24 protein-coding genes and 1 tRNA gene are annotated in these 21,670 nt (G+C 72.2%); 13 read left to right on the forward strand and 12 right to left on the reverse strand.

Annotation, left to right across the window (positions count from 1 at the left end):
* Positions 1 to 37 precede the first annotated feature (37 nt).
* On the forward strand, positions 38 to 526 hold the full coding sequence (locus OHS17_RS31620; RefSeq protein WP_330314949.1) for a GNAT family N-acetyltransferase: 489 nt from the start codon (positions 38 to 40) through the stop codon (positions 524 to 526).
* A gap of 187 nt (positions 527 to 713) precedes the next feature.
* Positions 714 to 1,343 carry an LAETG motif-containing sortase-dependent surface protein gene (locus tag OHS17_RS31625; RefSeq protein ID WP_330314950.1) on the forward strand — a complete coding sequence of 210 codons (630 nt, stop codon included), beginning with the start codon at positions 714 to 716 and terminating at the stop codon, positions 1,341 to 1,343.
* An 86-nt stretch (positions 1,344 to 1,429) separates the two neighbouring features.
* Here the strand turns inward: OHS17_RS31625 and OHS17_RS31630 are convergent, their stop codons facing one another.
* Positions 1,430 to 3,601: a SpoIIE family protein phosphatase gene (locus OHS17_RS31630; RefSeq protein WP_330314951.1), complete on the reverse strand. Its 2,172-nt coding sequence runs from the start codon at positions 3,599 to 3,601 to the stop codon at positions 1,430 to 1,432.
* 189 nt (positions 3,602 to 3,790) lie between these two features.
* On the opposite strand from OHS17_RS31630, the gene OHS17_RS31635 reads away from it, so the two are divergent.
* Complete coding sequence (locus OHS17_RS31635) at positions 3,791 to 4,861, forward strand: enoyl-CoA hydratase/isomerase family protein (protein ID WP_330314952.1); 1,071 nt, start codon at positions 3,791 to 3,793, stop codon at positions 4,859 to 4,861.
* Between the two features lie 33 nt (positions 4,862 to 4,894).
* On the opposite strand, the gene OHS17_RS31640 is transcribed toward OHS17_RS31635, so the two are convergent.
* Together OHS17_RS31640 and OHS17_RS31645 are read right to left on the reverse strand one after the other, a co-directional pair.
* Positions 4,895 to 5,122, reverse strand: coding sequence for a hypothetical protein (locus OHS17_RS31640; RefSeq protein ID WP_330314953.1), 228 nt, complete (start codon positions 5,120 to 5,122; stop codon positions 4,895 to 4,897).
* Between the two features lie 89 nt (positions 5,123 to 5,211).
* Positions 5,212 to 5,697, reverse strand: a complete 486-nt coding sequence (locus OHS17_RS31645) for a hypothetical protein (RefSeq protein WP_330314954.1) — start codon at positions 5,695 to 5,697, stop codon at positions 5,212 to 5,214.
* A gap of 137 nt (positions 5,698 to 5,834) precedes the next feature.
* On the opposite strand from OHS17_RS31645, the gene OHS17_RS31650 reads away from it, so the two are divergent.
* Positions 5,835 to 6,701 (forward strand): pentapeptide repeat-containing protein, encoded by an 867-nt coding sequence (locus OHS17_RS31650; protein WP_330314955.1) that lies wholly within the window; start codon positions 5,835 to 5,837, stop codon positions 6,699 to 6,701.
* Between the two features lie 3 nt (positions 6,702 to 6,704).
* On the opposite strand, the gene OHS17_RS31655 is transcribed toward OHS17_RS31650, so the two are convergent.
* Positions 6,705 to 7,211, reverse strand: a complete 507-nt coding sequence (locus OHS17_RS31655; RefSeq protein WP_330314956.1) for an SRPBCC family protein — start codon at positions 7,209 to 7,211, stop codon at positions 6,705 to 6,707.
* Between the two features lie 220 nt (positions 7,212 to 7,431).
* Here OHS17_RS31655 and OHS17_RS31660 point away from each other — a divergent pair, with 220 nt between their 5' ends.
* On the forward strand, positions 7,432 to 8,799 hold the full coding sequence (locus tag OHS17_RS31660) for a radical SAM protein (protein WP_018104998.1): 1,368 nt from the start codon (positions 7,432 to 7,434) through the stop codon (positions 8,797 to 8,799).
* A 4-nt stretch (positions 8,800 to 8,803) separates the two neighbouring features.
* Here the strand turns inward: OHS17_RS31660 and OHS17_RS31665 are convergent, their stop codons facing one another.
* Entirely contained in the window at positions 8,804 to 9,688 is an 885-nt protein-coding gene (locus OHS17_RS31665) for a LysR family transcriptional regulator (RefSeq protein ID WP_330314957.1), read from the reverse strand.
* 115 nt (positions 9,689 to 9,803) lie between these two features.
* On the opposite strand from OHS17_RS31665, the gene OHS17_RS31670 reads away from it, so the two are divergent.
* Both OHS17_RS31670 and OHS17_RS31675 read left to right on the forward strand, forming a co-directional pair.
* Positions 9,804 to 10,676 (forward strand): oxidoreductase, encoded by an 873-nt coding sequence (locus OHS17_RS31670; RefSeq protein ID WP_330314958.1) that lies wholly within the window; start codon positions 9,804 to 9,806, stop codon positions 10,674 to 10,676.
* 147 nt (positions 10,677 to 10,823) lie between these two features.
* Complete coding sequence (locus OHS17_RS31675; protein WP_018104995.1) at positions 10,824 to 11,375, forward strand: glycoside hydrolase family 25 protein; 552 nt, start codon at positions 10,824 to 10,826, stop codon at positions 11,373 to 11,375.
* A 16-nt stretch (positions 11,376 to 11,391) separates the two neighbouring features.
* Here the strand turns inward: OHS17_RS31675 and OHS17_RS31680 are convergent, their stop codons facing one another.
* The gene (locus OHS17_RS31680) at positions 11,392 to 11,799 is read right to left on the reverse strand and encodes a VOC family protein (RefSeq protein ID WP_330314959.1); all 408 of its coding nucleotides are present in this window, start codon (positions 11,797 to 11,799) and stop codon (positions 11,392 to 11,394) included.
* Between the two features lie 56 nt (positions 11,800 to 11,855).
* On the opposite strand from OHS17_RS31680, the gene OHS17_RS31685 reads away from it, so the two are divergent.
* The 3 genes from OHS17_RS31685 (at position 11,856) to OHS17_RS31695 (ending at position 14,215) form a co-directional block, all read left to right on the forward strand.
* Positions 11,856 to 12,317, forward strand: coding sequence for a MarR family winged helix-turn-helix transcriptional regulator (locus OHS17_RS31685; protein WP_330314960.1), 462 nt, complete (start codon positions 11,856 to 11,858; stop codon positions 12,315 to 12,317).
* A gap of 35 nt (positions 12,318 to 12,352) precedes the next feature.
* Entirely contained in the window at positions 12,353 to 12,622 is a 270-nt protein-coding gene (locus OHS17_RS31690; protein WP_161211006.1) for a hypothetical protein, read from the forward strand.
* 111 nt (positions 12,623 to 12,733) lie between these two features.
* Positions 12,734 to 14,215, forward strand: coding sequence for a carboxylesterase/lipase family protein (locus OHS17_RS31695; protein ID WP_330314961.1), 1,482 nt, complete (start codon positions 12,734 to 12,736; stop codon positions 14,213 to 14,215).
* Positions 14,216 to 14,224: 9 nt separating this feature from the next.
* Here the strand turns inward: OHS17_RS31695 and OHS17_RS31700 are convergent, their stop codons facing one another.
* Positions 14,225 to 15,241 carry an SCO7460 family lipoprotein gene (locus OHS17_RS31700; RefSeq protein ID WP_330314962.1) on the reverse strand — a complete coding sequence of 339 codons (1,017 nt, stop codon included), beginning with the start codon at positions 15,239 to 15,241 and terminating at the stop codon, positions 14,225 to 14,227.
* 270 nt (positions 15,242 to 15,511) lie between these two features.
* On the opposite strand from OHS17_RS31700, the gene OHS17_RS31705 reads away from it, so the two are divergent.
* Positions 15,512 to 16,660: a S1 family peptidase gene (locus OHS17_RS31705; RefSeq protein WP_330314963.1), complete on the forward strand. Its 1,149-nt coding sequence runs from the start codon at positions 15,512 to 15,514 to the stop codon at positions 16,658 to 16,660.
* Positions 16,661 to 16,728: 68 nt separating this feature from the next.
* Here OHS17_RS31705 and OHS17_RS31710 read toward each other — a convergent pair whose 3' ends face one another.
* Complete coding sequence (locus tag OHS17_RS31710; protein WP_330314964.1) at positions 16,729 to 17,169, reverse strand: GNAT family N-acetyltransferase; 441 nt, start codon at positions 17,167 to 17,169, stop codon at positions 16,729 to 16,731.
* A 53-nt stretch (positions 17,170 to 17,222) separates the two neighbouring features.
* Positions 17,223 to 17,295: transfer RNA gene (locus tag OHS17_RS31715), tRNA-Asp, on the reverse strand.
* Positions 17,296 to 17,393: 98 nt separating this feature from the next.
* On the opposite strand from OHS17_RS31715, the gene OHS17_RS31720 reads away from it, so the two are divergent.
* Entirely contained in the window at positions 17,394 to 17,990 is a 597-nt protein-coding gene (locus tag OHS17_RS31720; protein WP_330314965.1) for an NUDIX domain-containing protein, read from the forward strand.
* Between the two features lie 28 nt (positions 17,991 to 18,018).
* On the opposite strand, the gene OHS17_RS31725 is transcribed toward OHS17_RS31720, so the two are convergent.
* Together OHS17_RS31725 and OHS17_RS31730 are read right to left on the reverse strand one after the other, a co-directional pair.
* Entirely contained in the window at positions 18,019 to 19,068 is a 1,050-nt protein-coding gene (locus OHS17_RS31725; protein WP_330314966.1) for a PhlD, read from the reverse strand.
* Between the two features lie 111 nt (positions 19,069 to 19,179).
* Entirely contained in the window at positions 19,180 to 20,010 is an 831-nt protein-coding gene (locus tag OHS17_RS31730) for an MmyB family transcriptional regulator (RefSeq protein ID WP_026171767.1), read from the reverse strand.
* Between the two features lie 728 nt (positions 20,011 to 20,738).
* On the opposite strand from OHS17_RS31730, the gene OHS17_RS31735 reads away from it, so the two are divergent.
* Positions 20,739 to 20,942 (forward strand): cold-shock protein, encoded by a 204-nt coding sequence (locus OHS17_RS31735; RefSeq protein WP_018104984.1) that lies wholly within the window; start codon positions 20,739 to 20,741, stop codon positions 20,940 to 20,942.
* 75 nt (positions 20,943 to 21,017) lie between these two features.
* Here OHS17_RS31735 and OHS17_RS31740 read toward each other — a convergent pair whose 3' ends face one another.
* Positions 21,018 to 21,620, reverse strand: a complete 603-nt coding sequence (locus OHS17_RS31740; RefSeq protein WP_330314967.1) for a hypothetical protein — start codon at positions 21,618 to 21,620, stop codon at positions 21,018 to 21,020.
* Between the last annotated feature and the right edge of the window lie 50 nt (positions 21,621 to 21,670).

A 21,670-nucleotide genomic window follows, 5' to 3' on the forward strand; every position in this document is an offset into this window, starting at 1 on the left:
CTGGTGATCGCGGCGCTGACCAGGCATTCTGTGCCGAATGCTGATCAGGGAAGCCACCCCCGAGGACTGGCCCGCCATCTGGCCGTTCTTCCACGAAATCGTCGCAGCCGGCGAGACCTTCACCTACCCCCTCGACCTCCAGGAGGAAGACGCCGCCGACTGGTGGCTGCTCAAGCCACCCAACCGGACCGTGGTCGCGGTCGCCGACGACGGCACCGTCCTCGGCACGGCGAAGATGAACAAGAACCACATGGGCAACGGCTCCCACATCGGCAGCGCCAGCTACATGGTCGACCCCCGGCACTCCGGACGCGGTGTCGGACGCGCCCTGTGCGAGTACAGCGTCGACTGGGCGCGCACGGCCGGGTACCGGGCCATGCAGTTCAACGCGGTGGTCGAGACCAACACCGCCGCGGTGAAGCTGTACCGCTCACTCGGCTTCGACATCCTGGGCACCCTGCCCGAAGGGTTCCACCACCCGGTCGAGGGCTTCGTGGGGCTCCACATCATGCACCGCCGGCTCTGAACCCGGGACGGGGAACCGGGACAGCCGGGGGGGTCCGGCCCGTGTCCGGCATGTCCCAACCAGCGACGGTGTGGGGGCGGTTGTGACGCAGAAACGGCCGTGGGGCGGGTGCACACGGTGGGGAAGGGGGCAGTACTGTGCGCTGCACCGCCCATACGGGCGCGAAACATCTGCGGAGGAAATTTCCATGACCATACCCAGGAGATCGTGGCGCGCAGCGGGAACTCTCGTCGCCGCCGCGGTGGTCGGTCTCTCCGGCGCGGTCCTCACCGCCGGTCCGGCCGCAGCTCACACCCCCACCTGGGACGTGACCTGTGACGCAGTGAGCCTGCACCTCACTCAGTACAACGCCAATGTCACCAACGAGGTGACCGTCAGCGTCGACGGCAACGACCTGCTGCCGACGGAGACGTTCGGCAAGGACTTCGAGAAGAAGCTCGAGCTGCCCGAGCACGACCAGCCGCTGACGGTGCGCCTCGTCGTCAAGGCCGGGGACGGCAACCAGTTCTCGAGGGACGAGACCAAGCAGGCGCCGGTGTGCGAGGGCACCCCGCCGTCGGAGCCGACGCCGAGCCCGACCGAGACGAAGCCGTCCGAGACGCCCACCACTGCGTCTCCCAGCCCGAGCGTCAAGCCGACCGAGTCCGCCTCGTCGTCCGCGCCCGCCGCGGCGACGCCGAGCCCGAGCTCGCCGGACCTGGCCGAGACCGGTTCCTCGTCCGCCACGCCGGTCATCGGTGGCGCGGCGGTGGCCGTGCTGCTGGCCGGTGGCGGCATCATGTGGTCGGTGCGCAAGCGCCGCACCGCACAGCACTGACGTAATCCCCGCCGCCCCGACGCGCACAGCGAAGGGGTGACCGGGCCGAGGGGCGTACCGTCACGCGCGACGTGGCGGTGCGCCCCTCACCGTTGTGCGCCCCCGCCTCCCGGGCCGTCCCCGGGCGGTTCGGCGGCGTGCCGGTGCACCGGGGGTGTGGTGGGCGGCGCGCTCGGTCCGATCTCGCACCAGACCGCCTTGCCCTCGCCCCGGGGTTCGATGCCCCAGCGCGTGGAGACGGCGTCGAGCAGCAGCAGTCCCCGGCCCGACGTCGCGGTCTCGCCCGGTGACCGGCGGCGGGGCCAGGCGCTGGACCGGTCCTGCACCGACAGCCGCACCCGGCGGACCGGTTCGGGCAGCACCTCCAGGGTCAGGACGGCCCCGCCCTCCGTGTGGAGCAGTACGTTCACCAGCAGCTCACCGGTCACCAGCTCGGCGTCGTCCGCCAGTTCGGCCATGTCCCAGTCGGTCAGGGCCTGGCGCACGATGGTCCGCGCCTCGGACAGCCCCTCCGGGTCGGCCTGGTGGATGTACTGGTGGAGCCTCGGCGCCCGGGGCGAACCCGGGTCCGGGCTGCGGCGCAGCACCAGCAGGGCGACGTCGTCACCGGAGCCCCACCGCTCCCACAGCCGGTCCGACAGATGGTCGGCCAGTGCCTCCGCGCCCGCCGGTCCCGCGCTGACCTCGGTGATCAGAGTGCGCACCCCCGCGTCGATGTCGGCGCCCGGCTCCTCCACCAGCCCGTCGGTGTACAGCACCAGCGTCTCGCCCGGCACCAGGTCGAGCCGGGTCTCCGGATACTCCTCGTCCCCGAAGTCGGTCGAGATGCCCAACGGCATGCCGCCACGCACCCGGGGGCTGCCGACCCGGCCGTCCATGTGCCGGATCAGCGGTCCGAAATGGCCGGCCCGCACGACCCGCACGGTCCCGGTCTCCAGATCGACCTGGGCATAGGCGCACGTCGCGAACCGGTCCGTGTCCAACTCCGCGAGGAACCGCGAGGCGCGGGCCAGCACCGTCGAGGGAGGATGCCCCTCGGCGGCGTACGCGCGCAACGCGATCCGGAGCTGTCCCATGATCGCCGCAGCGTGCGTGTCGTGCCCCTGGACGTCACCCACCACGATCCCGAACCGCCCCTTGGGCAGGGCGATCACGTCGTACCAGTCACCGCCGACCTGGCGGCCGCTCCACGCAGCGTGGTAGCGGACCGCGATCTCGCCGCCCTCGATGTCATGGATGCGGCGCGGCAGCATCGCGGACTGCAGTCCGGTCGCGAACTCACGCTCCTCGTCGAACAGCTTGGCGCGCTGAAGGGACTGGGCGACGATCGCGGCGAGTCCGAGGCACAGGTTGCGCTCGTCGGCCGTGAACGCGGTGCGCTGCCGGTAGAAGAGGGCCAGGCCGCCGAGCGTCCGTGCCTGGGCGACGAGCGGCAGATAGGCCGCCGCCTGAAACCTCAGCCGTCCCACGTACGGCTCCAGCACCGGGTAGCGCCGCGTCAGCGCCGCCAGCGAGCCGACGAAGCGGGGGCGCCCGCTGAGCACCGTGTCGGCCAGGGGGAGCGTCGGGTCGAGCCGGCCCGAACCCAGGTCGTCCAGGACCTCCAGGGACTCACCGCTCAGCGCGATGACGTTCAGCGCCGCGTTGTCCAGCAGCCCGAGGGCCAGCCCGTCCGCGCCCAGCCTCGCCAGCCCGCCGGGGCCCGTCAGGGCGGCGGTCACATCGTCCACCGTCACCGCACGCGACAAGGCACTCGTCGTACGTTCAACTATGTCGGTCTGGCGGCGTCGGCGTTTTTCCAGCTCCAGCACGAAGTCCGAATGGGTGACCTCGGCCGTCGCGTCCCGCACCAGACCGATCACCCGGCGCGCCTTCCCGCCCTCGCCGCGCAGGATGCGCCCCTGGACATGCGTCCACTGATCCCGGCCGTCGGCGAGCGGAATCCGGAAGTGGACGCTGTACGAGCTGCCCGCGCCGTTCAGCGCCTCGTCCGTCGCCACGCCCAGACGGGTCCGCTCCTCCGGGTCCAGCACCTCCGCCAGGGACTCCGGGCGCGCGTCGAACGCCGCAGGGTCCAGACCGAAGACCAGCAGCCCCGCCTCGTCCATGTCCATGGTCCAGGCTTCGAGATCCCAGTCGAAGCTGCCCGTCCGGTTCATGGCCAGCCGTTCCGCCGTACCGGTCTCGCCGACCGGCGTCGTGCCCTCCGGCCGGCCGGGCGGTCCGGGGACGACCGGTGGCCGGTTCTGATCGGTCATTCCAGCTCCGAGGATCGTCCGGCGGGTCCGCCGTACGGCGTGCCTCAATTGTCCGGCCGGTCCGGCACGCCTGCCACAGCGGAAACCACCCCGCACCGCCCGCCCCCGGGGGGCCCGCGCACAATGGCAGCGGAGGTCCGTCCCCCGACCGGTGGACGGCACGGCACCCGGGCTGAGCGGAGCGCACGCATGAACCACGAGGACCCCGTCCTGCTGCACACCGAAGGACGCGTCCGCCACCTCACGCTCAACCGGCCCCGCGCCCTGAACGCGCTCAACCACGCCATGGTGCGGCTCATGGCCGACGCGCTCGACGCGGCCGCGAGCGACGAGGCCGTCGTCGCCGTGCTGCTCACCGGCGCGGGGGAGCGCGGCCTGTGCGCGGGCGGCGACATCCGTGCCGTCCGCGACGACGCCCTCGCCGGGGGTACCACCTCGCTGGACTTCTGGCGGGACGAGTACCGGCTCAACGCACGGATCGCCCGCTTCCCCAAGCCGTACGTCGCCCTGATGGACGGCATCGTGATGGGCGGCGGCGTCGGAGTCTCCGCCCACGGCTCCGTCCGGATCGTCACGGAGCGCTCCCGCATCGCCATGCCGGAGACCGGCATCGGGTTCGTCCCGGACGTCGGCGGAACGTACCTGCTGGGCGCCGCACCCGGCGAGCTCGGTACGCATCTCGCGCTCACCGGCGAGTCGGTCGGCGCGGCCGACGCGCTGCTCTGCGGACTCGCCGACCACTTCGTCCCCGCCGAAGGGCTCGCCGCGCTCGTCGCCGCCCTGGCCGAGTGCACGACTCCCGAGGCCGTCACCGCGACCGTCGCGGACCACGCCCGCCCCGCCTCCGGCGGCGAGCTCGCCGCGCACCGCGCCTGGATCGACTCCTGCTACGCGGCGGAGACCGTCGAGGAGATCGTGGACCGCCTCTCCGGCCACGGGGACCCGGCCGCCAAGCAGGCCGCGGCGACCATCCTGGCCAAGGCGCCCACCTCGCTCAAGGTGACGCTCGAAGCCGTGCGCCGGGCGCGCCTTCTCGACGGCCTCGAAGCGGTCCTCGACCAGGAATTCCGCGTCTCGACCGCAGCCTTCGCGGGACCCGACCTGGTGGAGGGCGTCCGCGCCCAGATCGTGGACAAGGACCGCAACCCCCGCTGGCACCCTGCCGAACTCGCCCAGGTCACCGACGAGGACGTGGCCCGCCACTTCGCGCCCCTCGGCGACCGTGAACTCGGCCTCGCACCACTCCCCGAGGCCGGCTGAGGCCCCATCGGCGGGACCGCTCCGGAGCCCTCCTCAGCGGTCGCTGCCCGTCAGGCTCGGCCGGAGCGACCCGACCAGTTCGAAGAACCGCGTCTCGTTGCCCGCGAACCCCGCTCGCCGGAGCGCCCCGTCCGCCTCCTCCATCGGTGACGTGAGCAACGGCAGGTACACCGGGGCGTCGTCCGGGTCGGAGAGGGCCGCCCGGGTGGCCTCCAGTAAACGGACATACGCCTGCGCCGCCGCGAGTTCGTCCTTGCGCATCTCAGCATCTCCAGGTCAGAGGTGTCGGACCCCACCAGCATCCCCCATGGGTCTGACAACGGCGGCGGGCGAGCGGCACGGCACGGCGACTATCGGCCGTCCGGCCGACCCGCCGGCGGTTCGACCTCCAGGAACCGGCGAGCCCGCGGCCCCCGGTACAGCAGCGCGGTCCAGCCCGACTCCCGCAGCGCACCGGCGCACCGGTTCAGCTCGCCGTCCTCCTCGTACGCCGCCCCGCTCCCGGCCGGCCCCAGCCACTCCACCCGCACCGTGCCCGGCGACGCCCCCGCCGTCACGCGGTAGCCCTTCCCCGTACGCGCCCCTGACGGCCCGACGGCCGAGGCGGGCAGCCCCGCGGCTTCCAGGGCCAGGGCCACGGCCCGTACCGGACGGTGCAGTTCCCATGGCGCGGGCACCGACTCCGGATCGGCCCGGCCGCTGTTCGCCAGCCGTCTGATCTGCACCAGCCCGGCCCACGCCGACCGCACCGAAGCGGCGCGCGCCGCCGCATCACCGGGAGCCGGCGGGCCGTCCCCGGTCGCCGGTTCGAACCCGCTCTCCTCCTCGCCGCCCATCCGCGACCCCCTCCGTCCCGTCCCCGTAACGCACTGCTGCCAGTGTGCGCCGCACCACCGACAACGGCCGACCGGACGCGAAGCCGATAGGCTCCGGTGCTGCTCACGAAGACCGCGCCCCGAAGGATCCACCCACCGTGCCCGACACCGACCGACCCTCCGGCACCGACCGCCAGGACGGAGACGGCCGAGACGCCCTGCGCGCCGACTGCGGCAGCTGCTTCGCCCTGTGCTGCGTCGCGCTGACGCTCACGCGTTCCGCCGACTTCGCCGTCAACAAGGCGGCGGGCACACCCTGCCGCAACCTCCGGGACGACTTCCGCTGCGGCATCCACGCGCGGCTGCGCACCGAGGGGTTCCCCGGCTGCACCGTCTACGACTGCTTCGGGGCCGGTCAGAAGGTGTCGGTGGAAATCTTCGGCGGCCGGGACTGGCGCGGCGCACCGGAGACCGCGCAGCAGATGTTCGAGGTCTTCCCGGTCGTCCGGCAACTCCACGAACTGCTCTGGTACCTGACGGAGGCGGCCGGCCTCGCCCCCGCCCGCCCCCTGCGCGGCGAGATCCGGCGCACCCTCGAAGCGACCGAAGCCCTGACCCGCCTCGACGCCAGCGCCCTGGCGGAGCTCGACGTGGCCGCCCACCGGGGCGAGGTCGCCGTGCTCCTCGGACGCGTGAGCGAACTCGTGCGCGCCACGGCCCCCCGCCCCACGACCGGCCGCCAGAGGCGCAGCCACCGGGGCGGCGACCTCATTGGTGCCCGGCTCAGGAAGGCGGACCTGCGGGGCGCCGATCTGCGCGGCGCCTACCTCATCGCGGCGGACCTCGGCGGCGCCGACCTGCGCCTCGCGGACCTCATCGGCGCGGACTTCCGGGACGCGGACCTGTCGGGCGCCGATCTGACCGGGGCGCTGTTCCTGACGCAGGCGCAGGTGAACGCCGCCCGGGGGAGCGCCACCACCCGGCTTCCGTCGTCGCTGACCCGTCCCGCGCACTGGACGGCATGACCCTCAGGCGTCCGGGGACTCCAGCGCCGCCTTGAGGCGGTCGAGCGTGGTGTGGATGTTGCGGCGCTGGAACACGGCGAAGGTGTGCCCCCGGGTCGCCACCCGGTCGAAGGCGTTGGCCACGACGTCCGGCCAGGCGCGGCGGTCGTCCGTCCAGGTCTCGGTCACCCGGGTCCCGCCCTCCACCGCCTCGAAGCGGTACTCCCAGGTGGCGATCGGCCCCCGCAGCAACGGCCGCCGGGCGCCGATCGCGTGTACCCGGAACGCGAACCGCCGCCCCGGATCGGCCGCTGTCACCGTGCACCGCGTCGTCCAGCTCACCGGCCCCCGCTTGTTGCGGCCGTCGAAGACCATGCCGACGTACGCCTCCCGGCGCTCACCGCGCACCCGCGCGCCCAGGTTCTCCGGGCTCCAGCGGCCCATCGCCGTGGGGTCGCTCAGCCGGGCGTAGACCTCCAGCGGTCCGGTGTGCACGACGACGCTGTCCGACACGGACATGGTGCGGGGCATGGGGCACTTCCGTTCCGCGGCCGGCTGCGGTCACCACCGGGCGTCGGACCGGCCGCACGGCCGACGGGCTCCCGCCCCCACACCTTACTGACCGGTCACATAGGATCGGGAGTCGGGGAGTGACGCATCCGGCAGCCGGGAAGAGAACGCCCCGCGGCCGTGGTTCGTTGCACAGACGTCGCATCCGGAACACGCCGACGACCGACCGAGGAGCCCGCACATGCCCAGCCGCACCGATCCCAGCCGTACCGAGCCCGGCAGCGCAGACCGCACCCGGCTCGTCGAACGGCTGATGGAGCAGTTCCCGCACGTGCCGCGTGAGGCCGTCATCAAGGAGGACCTGCTGCGCGGCGGCGTCGCCTTCGACGAGTCCGCGCTCAGCGACAACGAGGGTGGTGACGTCAAGCCGAAGTCGTACTTCATCTTCTCCTTCGACCACGGCACCCTGCCCGAGCTGGGCGCGGCCGCCCTGCGCCGCCCGCCGGAGGAGATCGTCCTCACCGGCGGCCCGTACGAGCTGCGGCGCACCGTCGTCTCCGTGCGCGTCAACCCCGCGTCCCCGTACCGCGTCGCGGCGGACGCGGACGGGATGCTCGGGCTCTACCTCGACGGCCGGCGCATCTCCGACGTCGGCCTGCCCCCGATGCCCGACTACTACCGGCACACGCTGGCCAACGGGAAGTCCGTGATGGAGGTCGCCCCGACCATCCAATGGGGCTACCTCGTCTACCTCACCGTCTTCCGCGTCTGCCAGTACTTCGGCGCGAAGGAGGAGTGCCAGTACTGCGACATCAACCACAACTGGCGCCAGCACAAGGCGGCGGGCCGCCCGTACACCGGCGTGAAGCCCGTCGAGGAGGTGCTGGAGGCGCTGGAGATCATCGACCGGTACGACACGGCGAAGACCTCCACCGCGTACACCCTCACCGGCGGTGCCATCACCTCGCACATCGGCGGCCGGGACGAGGCGGACTTCTACGGCCAGTACGCCAAGGCCATCGAGGAGCGTTTCCCGGGCCGCTGGATCGGGAAGGTCGTCGCCCAGGCGCTGCCCAAGGCGGACGTCCAGCGGTTCCACGACTACGGGGTGCAGATCTACCACCCCAACTACGAGGTGTGGGACCGCCGCCTGTTCGAGCTGTACTGCCCGGGCAAGGAGCGCTACGTCGGCCGTGACGAGTGGCACCGCCGCATCCTGGACTCCGCGGACGTGTTCGGCGCGCGCAACGTCATTCCGAACTTCGTGGCCGGAGTGGAGATGGCCGAGCCGTTCGGTTTCGCCACGGTGAAGGAGGCCATCGACTCGACCACCGAGGGCCTGCGCTTCTTCATGTCGCACGGCATCACCCCGCGCTTCACCACCTGGTGCCCGGAGCCGACGACCCCGCTCGGCAAGACCAACCCGGACGGGGCGCCGCTGGAGTACCACATCCGGCTCCTGGAGTCGTACCGCGCGACGATGGAGGAGTTCGGGCTCAGCTCGCCTCCCGGTTACGGCCCGCCCGGAGCGGGGAACGCGGTGTTCTCCGTCAGCTCCTTCATGGACAGCCTGCCGGCCGCTCCGGAGGCTGCCTCCGAAGCGGGGTGAGCGGTTACGCCTCCGCGGCCAGCTCGCGCACCACACGGGCGAAGCCCCGTACCAGCGCCGTGTCCGCGCCGTCCGCCCAGGCCAGGACCACGCGCAGCGGCTCGACATCGGTGAGCGGCACCCAGGACAGATCGGGGCGCGCGTAGTAGCGGGCCATGCTCTCGGGGGCGAAGCAGATCGCGGACCCCTGCGCCACCTGCTCCAGCATCTCCTCGACGTTGTCGTTGGTCGGCCCCCAGACCGGGGCCGACCCGTCGGGACGCGGGTTGACGGCCCACCAGTCCACCCACTGCCGGGGCGCCCGCCGCGTCCACAGCAGCGGCTCGTCCTTGACCTCCAGGACGGAGACGCCGGAGCGGGACGCCAGCGGGTGGCCGGTGGGCAGGCCGACGACGCGGGGCTCGGTGTGCACCGGCTCGTACGTCAGCCCGGTCAGGTCGTTGGGCAGCCAGACGAACGCCACGTCCGCGAGGCCGTCCCGCAGCGCGTCGGCCTCCTGCCCCCAGTCGTAGCGCTTGGGCGCCACCCGCACCCCGGGATGGAGGCGGGCGAACTCCGCCCGCGCCCGCGTGGTCAGTTCACCCGCCCCGCTCGCCTCGAACCCCACCCGCAGCACCCCGGTCTCGCCCCGCGTGTGTCGCTCGGCCGCCGCGGTCACCCGCTCGGCCTGGCGTACGGTCAGCAGCGCCTCGGCGATCACATCGCGCCCCGCCGACGTGGCCGAGACCCCGCCCGCGTGACGGTCGAAGAGCTTGACGCCGAGCTCCGCCTCCAGACTCTTGAGCGCGTACGAGAGCGCCGGCTGGCTGACGAAGAGCCTGCGGGCGGCCCGGCCCAGGTTCTCCTCCTCGGCTATCACCGTGAGGTAGTGCAGCTGGCGCAGTTCCATGGCGCGATCATAAGCCGTCTTTATCGCTCCGGAGAATCCATGTCTTGGACCGTTCCCGGGCGTGGGTGACATAAATGGATCACCGCAACGCGCCGACGAAAAAACGGAGTTGGACATGAACGCCGCACCCGCCACCCCCGCCCGCGACAACGCCCAGGGCCGCGTCTGGCTGATCACCGGCGCCTCCTCGGGCTTCGGCCGGTCCATCGCCGAGGCCGCCCTCGCCGCCGGGGACACGGTCGTCGCCACGGCGCGCCGACCCGAGGCGCTGGACGACCTCGTCGCCGCCCACCCCGACCGCGCGGTCGCCGTCCGGCTCGACGTCACCGACACCGCCCGCATCGCCGACGTCGTCGCGGACACCGTCCTCTGGTACGGGCGGATCGACGTGCTCGTGAACAACGCGGGCATGGGGCTCGTCGGCGCGGTCGAGGAGACCAGCGACCGCGAGCTGCGAGACCTCATGGACCTCCACTTCTTCGGCCCCGCGGCCCTGGTCCGCGCGGTGCTGCCGCACATGCGCCGCAACGGATCGGGCGCCGTCGTCCAGATGAGCAGCATGGGCGGCCGGTTCACCTTCCCGGGCGTCGGCGGCTACTCCGTGACGAAGTTCGCCCTGGAGGGCCTGTCCGAAGCGCTGGCCGCCGAGGTGGCCCCGCACGGCGTCAAGGTCCTGATCGTGGAACCCGGCTCCTTCCGCACCGGGTTCGCCGGTGGCGGCGCCCTGCGCCAGTCCGCGCCCCTGGACGCCTACGCGGACTCCGTCGGCCCGGTCCGCAGCAGCCTGCCCGACTCGGACGGCAAGCAGGAGGGCGACCCCGCCAAGGCCGCCGCGGCCATCCTGACGGCGCTGGACGCCGAGGACACCCCGCTGCGGCTGCCGCTGGGCAACGACGCGACGGATGCCGTGCTCGGCGCGCTCGACGCCTCCCGCACCGAGACGCTCGCCTGGGAGAAGGTCAGCCGCTCCACCGGATTCGACGCCTGACGCACAGCGGGCGCGCGCCCGCCCGCGCGTGTGTGCCGGAGCGTGCGCCCCGGCACACACGCGCATTCGTGCTTCAAGTGAGGGTGGGGAGCGGACGATCAGGGAAAGTAAGCGGAAGAGAGCACCCCGATTGTAAAGGCGGCGCCCATGCTGCACGGTGTCGATGTCAGCGCCTATCAGTCCTCGTTCGACACGGACGGACTGGACTTCGTCTTCATCAAGGCCACTGAGGGCCGTTCGTACGTCAATCCACGCCTGTCCGACCAGACGAAACGGGCCCGCGACGCCGAATGCGTCGTCGGCTTCTACCACTTCCTGTGGCCCGGAAACATCGCGGCGCAGGCCGAGTACTTCCTGAGCAAGGCGCCGGAGAAGGCCGGCGACCTGCTCGCCGTCGACTGGGAGCAGAATGGCGAGGGCACCCGGCCGAGCAACGCCGAGAAGGACCGCTTCATCCGCGAGGTCAAACGCCTGCGGCCGCACCACCGCGTCCTGCTCTACTGCAACCGCTACTTCTGGCTGAACCACGACACCACGTCGTACGCCGGGGACGGGCTCTGGATCGCCGACTACGTCAAGGCGGGCCACCCGCGTATCAAGGCGTCCTGGCGCATCCACCAGTACACCGACCGGCCGCTCGACAAGGACGTCGCGGACTTCTCCTCCCGCTCCGCCATGCGCGCCTGGGCCAAGAAGTGACGCCGGAGGGCACCGGTCAGTAGGACTGGAGCTCCACGAGATGCCCCTGGGGGTCGCGCACATGGGCGGTGCGCAGCCCCGGCCCCCACTCCGGGCGGTCGCACGCGGGCGCGGTCAACTCGGCGCCGTGGCCCAGGCAGAGGGCCAGCCCCGCGTCGACGTCCGCCACGCGCAGGACGAACATCGACCGGTCCTGCGCCGGGGGAGGGTTCGCGGGCAGGTGCTTCGTGCCGGCGACCGCCGCCATCGCGCTCCGGTCGAACAACACCAGCACGCCCTGACCCTCGACGTCCCAGTGCGCATACGGCCCCGACGCGCTGCCACTGGCGCGTACGGCACCGATCAACTCCGGCAGCACGGCGTCGTAGAAGCGGAAGCAGTCGGCGAACCGGTCTACCAGCAGGCGGGGATGCAGCGCGTCCACGGAGGCTCCTTCAGTAGGTGCACACCCATCATGGGTGGGGCCCTACGATATACCTGATGAACGAAACCCCTCCCAGTCTCCTGGGTATGACGACCTATCTCATGTCCAAGACCGGCAAGGCGGCGCGCGGCCGGCTCGCCGACCGGCTGGCCGAACGCGGGCTGAGGCTCTGGCACATGGCGGTCCTCGCCGCACTGGCCGACTTCGGCCCCCATGTGCAGCGCGAACTCGCCGCACGGCTCTCGATCGACCGCAGCGACGTCGTAAAGATCGTGGACGGGCTCGGCGCGTCCGGCCTGGTGGACCGGGCCCGCGACACCGCCGACCGGCGACGCGTCATGGTCACCGTCACACCGGCCGGCCGCGACCTGCTGGAAAGCCTCAAGTCCGAGGCGCTGGCCGTACAGGACGATGTCCTGGCGCCCCTGACGTCCCGCGAACGTACCCAGCTGACCGCCCTGTTGCTCCGCGTCCACGACGGGGCTCGGGAGAACGCACCGGCACGGCCAGGTCGCTGAACCATTCGGGGCATCAGGTGCGGCAGAATTCCCCGGTGACCACACCCGCGGCCCAGCCGCCTCGTGACCGTGCGCTCGGGCGCGGCATCACCACCCTCATCCCGCAGGCCGCGCCCGCCACTCCGGCCGAACAGGCGGCGGCCGTCCTGACGGCCATGCGATCCGTTCCGGTGCGCGTCGGCGTCCTCCAGGCGGCGGTGGTGCTGCTGGAGGAGCGGGTGCGCGCCACTCAGGACGAGGCGGAACGGGCCGCGGCGGCGACCACCGTGGCCATGCTCCGCAGCGCCATCGGACAGGCCGGCTGACCGACCCCTTGATCACTTCCGCCGAATTCCCGTCGCGCCGGTGCCGGAAGTGAGCCATCCTGATCACCGCTCTCAGCAGGGGCGCGGTGATCGAAGGGCAGCGGGGACGCGTTGACGAACAGCGGTGTGTACGAGCCGGCGAGCGGTCGGGTACGCGGACGCGCACCGCGCAACGACGTCGTCGCCGTCCTCGGAATCCCCTACGCCGAGCCGCCGTTCGGCGAGCACCGCCTCCGTGCCCCGCGTCCGCGCGCCCCGTGGCCAGGGGTCCGCGACTGCACGGTGTTCGGCCCCATCCCGCCCCAGTCCGCCGAACTGCCGGGCGCTCCCTCCTGGTCGCCCGGCGACGAGGACGTCCTGAGCCTCAACATCTGGACCCCCACGACGGCGTCGGGCCCGCTGCCCGTGCTGGTCTGGATCCACGGCGGCGCCTACACCTTCGGCTCGAGCGCCCAGCCGGACTTCGACGGTACGGCCCTGGCCCGTACCGGCCTCGTCGTCGTCACCCTCAACTACCGCGTCGGCTTCGAGGGCTTCGGCCACGTCCCGGACGACGCCTGCCCGCCCAACCGGGGACTGCTCGACCAGATCGCCGCCCTCGGATGGGTCCGCGACAACATCGCCGCGTTCGGGGGAGACCCGGACAACGTCACGCTGGCCGGGCAGTCGGCCGGAGCCACCTCCGCGGTCTGCCTGATGGTGATGGACCGCGCGCACGGGCTCTTCCGCCGGGTGATCGCCCACAGCGCGGTCGGCCCCGTCTTCGCCCCGGAGCTGGCCGAGCAGGTCACCGCCCGCGTCGCCGCCGCCACGGGGAAACCCTTCACCGAAGCCTCCCCGCAGGACCTGCTGAAGGCTTCGGACCAGGTCGTCGGGGCCTACCGCGCGGACCCCGGCTCCGGGGCGCTGCACTGGGACCCGGTCATCTACGGACCGGTCGCCGACGGGGAGGTGCTGCGCGACGACCCGCTCGCCCTCGTCGCCGCAGGGGCGTCCCGGGACGTCGACCTGCTCGTCTGCCACACGACCGAGGAGTACTGGCTGATGGACGCCGTAGGCAGCGCCTGCGCGGTCCCCACGGACGAGCGGCTGAAGAGCTTCGGCGCCGACTTCGGCCTGCCGTCCGGGCTCATCGACGGGTACCGCGCGCTCAGGCCCGGCGCCGGACCGTACGAGCTCCACCTCGCCGTCTACGGGGACTTGATGTTCGGCGTGTACAGCAGCAGGCTCGCCGAGGCTCACACGGCGGCGGGCGGCCGCACCTTCCTGTCCCGGTTCGACCGCAAGGGCGGGGGAGCGCGGGCCTGGCACTGCGCCGACGTGCCCTTCGCCTTCGGCAATGCGGACGACGAGCGCATCCGGTTCCTCATCGGCGGCGCCGCGCCGACGCCCGGGGACCGGGCCCTCACGGACCGGATGACCTCCGCCTGGGCCGGGTTCGCGGCCATCGGCGACCCGGGCTGGGAGCCGGGCCCCGGCCACGTCAGGGTGTGGGGGACACCGGACCTTGCGGCGGCCTCCGGGCACTGGCGGGACAGCGACGCGCTCCGTGCGCTGTGGGACCCGTACACCTACCGCCCCGCCCGCTCCTGATTCACCGGTTCACATCGGGGGCAGTTGCAGCGGTCCCCGGCCCTCGCGGACCTTGCCGATCTCCCGCAGCTCGCCCAGCAGCCGCCCGTCCAGGTCGGTGGTCGCCAGGACGGCCCGGTCGCCCAGGCACGTCTTGTCGCCGTCGGGCTCCTCGCAGTACAGGACGTACCCGGTGAGCCGGTCGACGGCCCCGGGCTCCAGGCGCCAGATCCACTCGTAGTCGCTCACCTGCACGCGGGGGTGGGCCGCCCGGAGCCGGTCCTTGACGGCGCTCTGGACGGCGGCGGCGAACTTCTGGCGCTCGGCGAACGGGCGGACGATGCGGGCGCTGCCCGACGCCGGGTCGATCCGCCCGTCCTTCGCGGAGTAGCCGGCGCTGTAGTAGGCGTGCGAGCCGAGGGCCGCGAGCAGTGAGGTCGCGCTCAGGCGCATGGCCGTCGGCTGCGACTTCTTGCCCGTGGGCCGCTTCTTGGCGACGGCCGGGGAGACCAGGTTGACCGACGCGCCCTTCACCTCGGTCCCGTCCTTCCACTCCCGCGCGCACGCTCCGATGTCCTTGAGCAGGCCGGAGACCGTCGCGTTGGTGGGGGAGGCGGCGATCCAGGGCGACCCGGTCTGCGGGTCGACGGCGAGCACCTCGTGGCCGCAGCGCCGGAACGCGCCGACGAGCACGCGCAGCGCCGCCGCCTCGCGTCGCCCGCGCTCCACCGCGTCGTCCATCACGCCCCGGCAGTCATGGGTGTTGCAGGTGCCGGCGTCGGCGTCCACCCGCATCCGGACCACGGCGTCGGGGTCGTCGTTCATCGCGAAGGTGATCTCCGAACCGCTGGAGTGCGGGATCAGGGTGTGCGCCTCGATGACGCGGAGAACGCCCGGGTAGTACTTCTCCGCCAGCTTCTCGGCGTACGCGCGGTCCTCCTTCGTGGTGGTCACCAGCCCGCACCCCGTGAGCGCGGCCGCGAGGCCGAGCACCAGTGCCCCGGCCACCCCGGCCGCCGTTCTGCGCCGTCTCGGCGATCCGCCCATCTCCGCCCGCCCCCTGCTCGCGTTCCGGCCCGCCCAACGGCCGGACCTGCTCCTTCATCTGATGTGACGGTAGGACGAGGCCGTGCGCGGGGGATGAGTACGGCTACTCAGCCGGCAGCTCGTACGGTCACCCATGTCATTGGCATGGACCTGCTAACAGCTTCTCGGCTACAGTCCGGAACGGCACACTCTGAGAGCGCTCTCAACGAGGCGCCTCGGACGCCTGCTGTTCCTCCCCCACCCAGCCGGAACAACAGAAGGGCCAAGACCTTGAGACGCTCCACAGCTTTGAGAACCGCACTCTCCGCCGTACTTCTCCTCGGAGCCTGGGCGGGCGCGGGCTTCCCCTCGGCCTCCGCCGCCGACGCTCCCACCGCCGCCCCCGCACCCGCGTCCGACGGCCTGCTCACCGCCATGCAGCGGGACCTCGGCCTGACGGCAACTCAGGCCAAGGCGCGGATCTCCCAGGAGAAGACCGCCACCGCGCTCCAGCCGAAGGCCCGGCACGCCGCCGGGGCGGCGTACGGCGGCTCCTGGTTCGACCCGGCGACCGGTGGCCTGACCGTCGCCGTCACCGACGCCGGGCAGGCCGACGCCGTACGGGCCACGGGCGCCGCGGTGCGCATGGTGACCCACACCGAGAAGCGCCTCGACTCGGTCAAGGCGAAGCTCGACAAGCTGGACGCGCCGCAGGGCGTCAGCAGCTGGCACGTCGACCCCCGCACCAACTCGGTCGTCGTGGACGTGGTCGCGTCGCAGCGTTCTGACAACGATGTCCAGGCATTCGTCCGGAAGGCCCGGGCGACCGGTCCTGTCACCGTCGAGGAGACCACCGAGGCGCCCCGCACCTTCTCGGCCGGAACCGTCGGCGGCGACCCGTACTACACGGGCAACGTCCGCTGCTCCATCGGCTTCTCCGTCTACGGAGGCTTCGTCACGGCCGGTCACTGCGGCCAGGCGGGTGCCGGGGTCAGCGGCTGGGACGGCTCCTTCATCGGCAACTTCCAGGGCTCGTCGTTCCCCGGCGACGACTACGCGTGGGTCAGCGTGGGCAACGGCTGGTGGACGGTCCCCGTCGTCCTCGGCTGGGGCACCGTCTCCGACCAGCTCGTCCGGGGCTCCAACGTGGCCCCGATCGGCGCCTCGATCTGCCGCTCCGGCTCCACCTCGCACTGGCACTGCGGCAATGTCCTCGCCACCAACGACACGGTCAACTACGCCCAGGGCGCGGTCTACCAGATGACCAAGACCAGCGTCTGCGCGGAGGGCGGTGACTCCGGTGGTTCGTTCATCAGCGGTGACCAGGCCCAGGGTGTCACCTCGGGTGGCTGGGGCAACTGCAGCTCCGGCGGCGAGACCTGGCACCAGCCGATCAACGAGATTCTGAACCGGTACGGGCTGACGCTCCACACCGCCTGACCGCATTCCGCGCGACCCGGGGCCCGCCGAGCGGAACGGCGGGCCCCGGTGCGTGTGCGTGACGGCCGTCAGGCGAGCCGGAGGTCGATGAACGGCACGGTGTCGCCCGGCAGGAGGTACCGCTCGGTCTCCACGAAACCGTTCCGCAATGCGAACCGCAGGCCCTCGGGGTTCGACTCCAGGACACACGTCTCGATGACCTCGGCGCCCAGCCCCCGGGCCAGCTCCAGCCCGTGCGCGTACAGCTGCCCGCCGAACCCCCGGCCCCGGTGTTCGGGCAGGATGCGGGCGATCACGGTCCCCACCGGGTTGTCCGCGCCGGGCGGGCGCACCGTGGAACATCCCACCAGCACGTCCCCCGCATACGCGACGCACAACCGGTTGCACCCCGCGCGCTCCGTCACTTCCGCGAACGACAGGGGGGCCGTGGGGATGATGGCGTTGTGGACGAACCGCCAGTCCAGGAGCGAGGCGTCGCCGTCCACCTCTTCAATACGAAGATCGTTCATCGCGCCAGGAAACCGGCCGCCGGGGCGCGCGTCAACCGCGACCGGGGGACAGGGCGGGCCGACCGGATTCGAACCGGCGTGCTCCTACATGATGTGAAGGCGCGACGACCTCTGCGCTACGGCCCACCCCGCCGGGCAGCCTACCGGCCATACGGCCCCGGCCCTGTCACACCCCGGGCTCCCCGCACACCTTCCTGGGGCGGGAGATATCCGAGGAGGCCCCAGTGACCACAGTGACCGGACCCGGTTCCGTGCAGACCGGTGTCGTGCCGGCGCCCATCCGGCGGGTTCGCGAAGTGCCCGTCTTCCGCAACCGCTTCGGCACGTTGTACAACGACGACGTCGTCGCCCCGTCCGGGGCCGCCGGGCAGTACCTGCGCTGGCAGGCGCGTAAAGAAGGCGCCGTCGTCGTACCCGTCGGACCGGCCGGGTACGCCTTCGTGTCGAACTACCGCTACCCGATCCGGGCCGCCTCCCTGGAGTTCCCCCGGGGTTCGGGCGACGACGGGGAAGGGCTCGCGGCGGCAGCCGCCCGCGAACTGCGCGAGGAGACGGGGCTCGTCTGCGCGTCGCTGCGGTCCCTCGGGGTCATCCACGCCGATACCGGCATCCTCGCCGATCCCATCCAGGTGTACGTCGCCGAGGTGGACGTGGCGACCGCGGTGCAGGCGGAGCCCGAGGCGATGGAATCGCTCACCGAACCCGTGTGGGTCACTCCCGAGGAGCTGCCGGGGTGGCTGGCCGAGGGGCGGGTCACCTGTGGCATCACCCTCGCGGCGCTCGCGCTCCTCCACGCGCACGGCCCGGCCGGGAGGTCCTGACCACGCTTCACCCGAGACACCCGGCCGCTCAGGCTGCCCAGGTCCCGCGCAGCGCGGCCGTGGCGAAGCCCGGCCCGTACGCGACGGTGATCCCGTCGGCCCCGGGCGGCGGCGGTTCGGCGTGGGTGCGTTCAAGGATGCGGAGCACGGAGACACCGCCGAGGTTGCCCTCGTCGGCCAGGGTGGCCGTGGAGTGCCGGGTGTCGTGGGCGTCGAGGCCGAGGGCCCTCGCGGTGTCGCTGATGATGCGCGCGCTGCCGGGGTGGATGACCCCGAAGCCGACGGAGGGCCGGCCGAGCCAGTCCAGCAGACTCGGCAGCACATCGTCCGCCGCGCTCAGCGCCTCCTTCGTACTGTCGAAGTGGAACCCGGCCGGATCGACGCGCCCGGCGTACCGGGTGAGGCTGTCCGGCAGGACGTGCTCGTAGGTGTCGGCCGGGGAACCCACACGGAAGCCGGGGCCGAGCGGGGCGTCGGTGACGAGGGTCGCCGCCGCGCTGTCCCCGAACAGCACCTTGTAGATCATGTGCTCGACGGCGTCGTCCTGATGGTTGTACACGGCGGAGATGACCTCGGCGGCGACCACCAGGACGGTCGCCCCCGGTCTCGCGGCCAGCAGCTCGACGGCCCGGATCAGCGCCTGGGTGCCGCCCGCGCACGCCAGTGTCGTCAGGGCGATCCGGCGGACGTCCGGCCGGAGCCCCAGCCGGTCGATGAGATGGATGTCCATGTTGGGGACGGACCAGCCGGTCGAGTGCGTCGTGATGATCGCGTCCACATCGCCCGGCCCCAGCCCGTACGCCCCGAGCACACCCCGTGCCGCCTGCTCCGCCATGTCCAGCGCGTCCGCGAACGCCGCCTCGCTCCGGGCCGTGACACCGGCATCCCCCGACACCGTCGGAGCCGTCAGCGGCCGGGTGAAGTACCTGCTGCGCACCCCGGTGTTGGCCACGATGCGGAGGATCGCGGCGAGTCGCGGGTGGTCCGGGTGATGGGCGCGGATGTCGTCCGCGATCTCACCGGTGGTCACTTTGTGGGCGGGGAACACGGTGGTGGGGCGGGCTATGTAGGCGGGCACGACATCCTCCGGCGGGCACGGTGCGGCGGCGATGTGGGGGTGGGCACAACCTAAGCCACAAACGGCCGTGCCGCCCTGATCACAACACCGCGGAACCCGGGAGGGAAGCCTTTACCGGGCGCGCAGGACCGGGACGCGGCTGTGCGCACGCCGCGCGCCCGCGTGGAAGACGAGAACGATCATGCGCGCGCCCGGGGCGGCCATGGGCTGCGCGGCACACATCGTCACCCACCCCGGGCCGTCGACGGCGTGCCGGATGGGCCGTTCGTCGCCGTCGGGGTGGATGTGCGCGCCGCCCGACTCCCAGATCGGCGCACACCCCGGGTCGGCCAGCACGTCCTTCTCCAGCCGGCGGAGCACCTCGTCGTCGGGCCGGCTGGCGAGCGCCGCCCGCAGCTGCGGTACGACCAGCGGCGCCCAGGCGGTGTCCCAGTCGATGAGCATGTCGCGGCCCTGCGGTTCGAGGAGCATCCACCGCATGGTGTTCTCGGGCACGTTCCCGCCGGGGAAGAGCCGCGCGAACTCGTCGTTGTGCGCGATGAGCTCCCAGGACGCGTCGGTGATGTACGCGGGATGGGTCATCCCGTCGATGGCCTCCTGCCACACACCCGGCACCTCCTTGCCCGAGCGGGCGGTGAGCGGGCCGGGCGGGTCGCCTATTCCGGCGTACCGGCACAGCGACACCCACTCCTGCTCGTTGAGGGCGAAGAGCATCGCCACATCACGGAGGAATCCGGTGTCCGGCCTCGGCCAGGCGCCGGACTCCAGCCGGCGGTAGGTGCCGGGGGTGCGGTGCAGCAACTGGTCCACCTGATGCTGGGACAGTCCGGGTGCGCGGCGCCCCTGGCGGGACGAACGGTGGAAACCGTGTCCGGTGGGGTCGATCAGTGCACGCCGGACTCTGAGCAGTGTCCGAAGTGCCGTCTTGTCCGTGTTGGTCATGCGATCAAATCCCCCGCGTATGGGCCCGGTTGCGCGGGCGAGAGCCTAATTGGCGCGACGTGGCTTAGCGCTAAAAACTGGACGTAGAAAACAGTCTGTTTACCTTCCATGCTGGAGCCCGTGAGGCAGCGGACCGCGGCTCTTCGGGGCGGTGGACCCGCGCCTGACGTGCGGTCTTCCTGCTGTCCTCTCCTGGCAATGTTCGCAGCTGGAATTCCGCACCCGTTCAGAACGGTGGCGGGAAGGGCTTGACCAGCAGACCGTATTTCGTCCCCCGGTGGGGCGGACTGCGCACCACGGTCCGCTGATCTGGCTCTTTCCGTCACCCACCTCGGTCTCCCGGGCCGAGGCGGGGCGGTACTCGGTGCGGTCGGCAGCCCCCCTGCCGGCCGCACCATTCTCATCCCGGCGGGCACTGCTCCATCCGGAGCCGGGCGGACCGCCTCCGGTGCTCCGGTCCGGTGACGCGGTCGCGGATGTCCGGGACGCCACCACCCCCTGGTTCCCCGTGAGTACGGCCCCATCAGCACCTTTCCCGGGCATCCGGCGCGACGCGAAGTCGTTGCTCTCTGGTGGAGAGGGGTTTCGCCATGTAGCGTCATCGCCGGAAGTCGTGGTTCGCCGAAACCGCCCGTGCTCCGGCGCGGGCGCCTTGTTGTGCAGGGGCGGACCGGGACACCACTGGGACCGCGTGGTGCGGCTCCCGATATCGACTGAGAGGCACCGGCATGGCCAGCGGAACCGTCAAGTGGTTCAACGCCGAAAAGGGTTTCGGCTTCATCCAGCAGGACGGCGGCGGGCCGGACGTCTTCGCTCACTACTCGAACATCAACGCCTCCGGCTTCCGTGAGCTCCAGGAGGGCCAGGCGGTGACCTTCGACATCACGCAGGGCCAGAAGGGCCCGCAGGCGGAGAACATCACGGCCGCCTGACGCCGTAGTACCACCGTCCGGCCCCCGGGGAGCACGCTCCCCGGGGGCCGGACGCGTGAGACGGCCCTGTGCCGCTCAGCCGGCCGCCCGGGCCGTCTCGCCCTCGGCCGGGGCCGGTTCGGTCGCGGTGTACATGGCCGTGCCTTTCTGGATGCCCTTGCCGACGACGCCCCGCTTCACCAGGGTCTCCAGGGTGTTGCGCACCACCTGCACCGAGGTGCCGCGCTCCGGGTGCGCCTCGGTCAGATCCGCGTGCACCTCGCGCACCAGCCGCGGTTCACCCAGGGGCATCAGGGCGCGGATGAGCTGGTGCAGCGGAGCGGTCGCCGCGGCCGCCGCCTTCTTGCCGCTCGTCCTCGCCCGGGACGGCCTCGCCTTCGCGCGCCCGGCGGGCCGGGGGCCCGGGACGGGGGTGCCGGCCGGGGCCTCACCCTCCGCCGGCTTCTCCCCGGTGCGCGGCGCGCGGCGCGGCCGAGGGGGTGCCGTCTCTCCCGGCAGCGCGGCCTGCATCCCGGCCAGCCAGGTCTCGTCCGCCCTGAGCCGTTCCAGGCGGGCCCGCAGCCGCTCGATCTGCGCGGTGAGCTCCTTCTGCTCCGCACGGTTGTCGGTGAGATCGGTGGCGAACCGCTCGGCATACATCGTTTGTACGCTCTGCGACGCACTGTCCGCGTTGTTCATGATGGTCCACGCTCCTCGGGCCGGGGGTTTGCTGTCGCACGCCCCCATTC

Origin of the sequence: Streptomyces sp. NBC_00523, from assembly GCF_036346615.1 — a bacterium.
GTDB lineage: Bacteria > Actinomycetota > Actinomycetes > Streptomycetales > Streptomycetaceae > Streptomyces.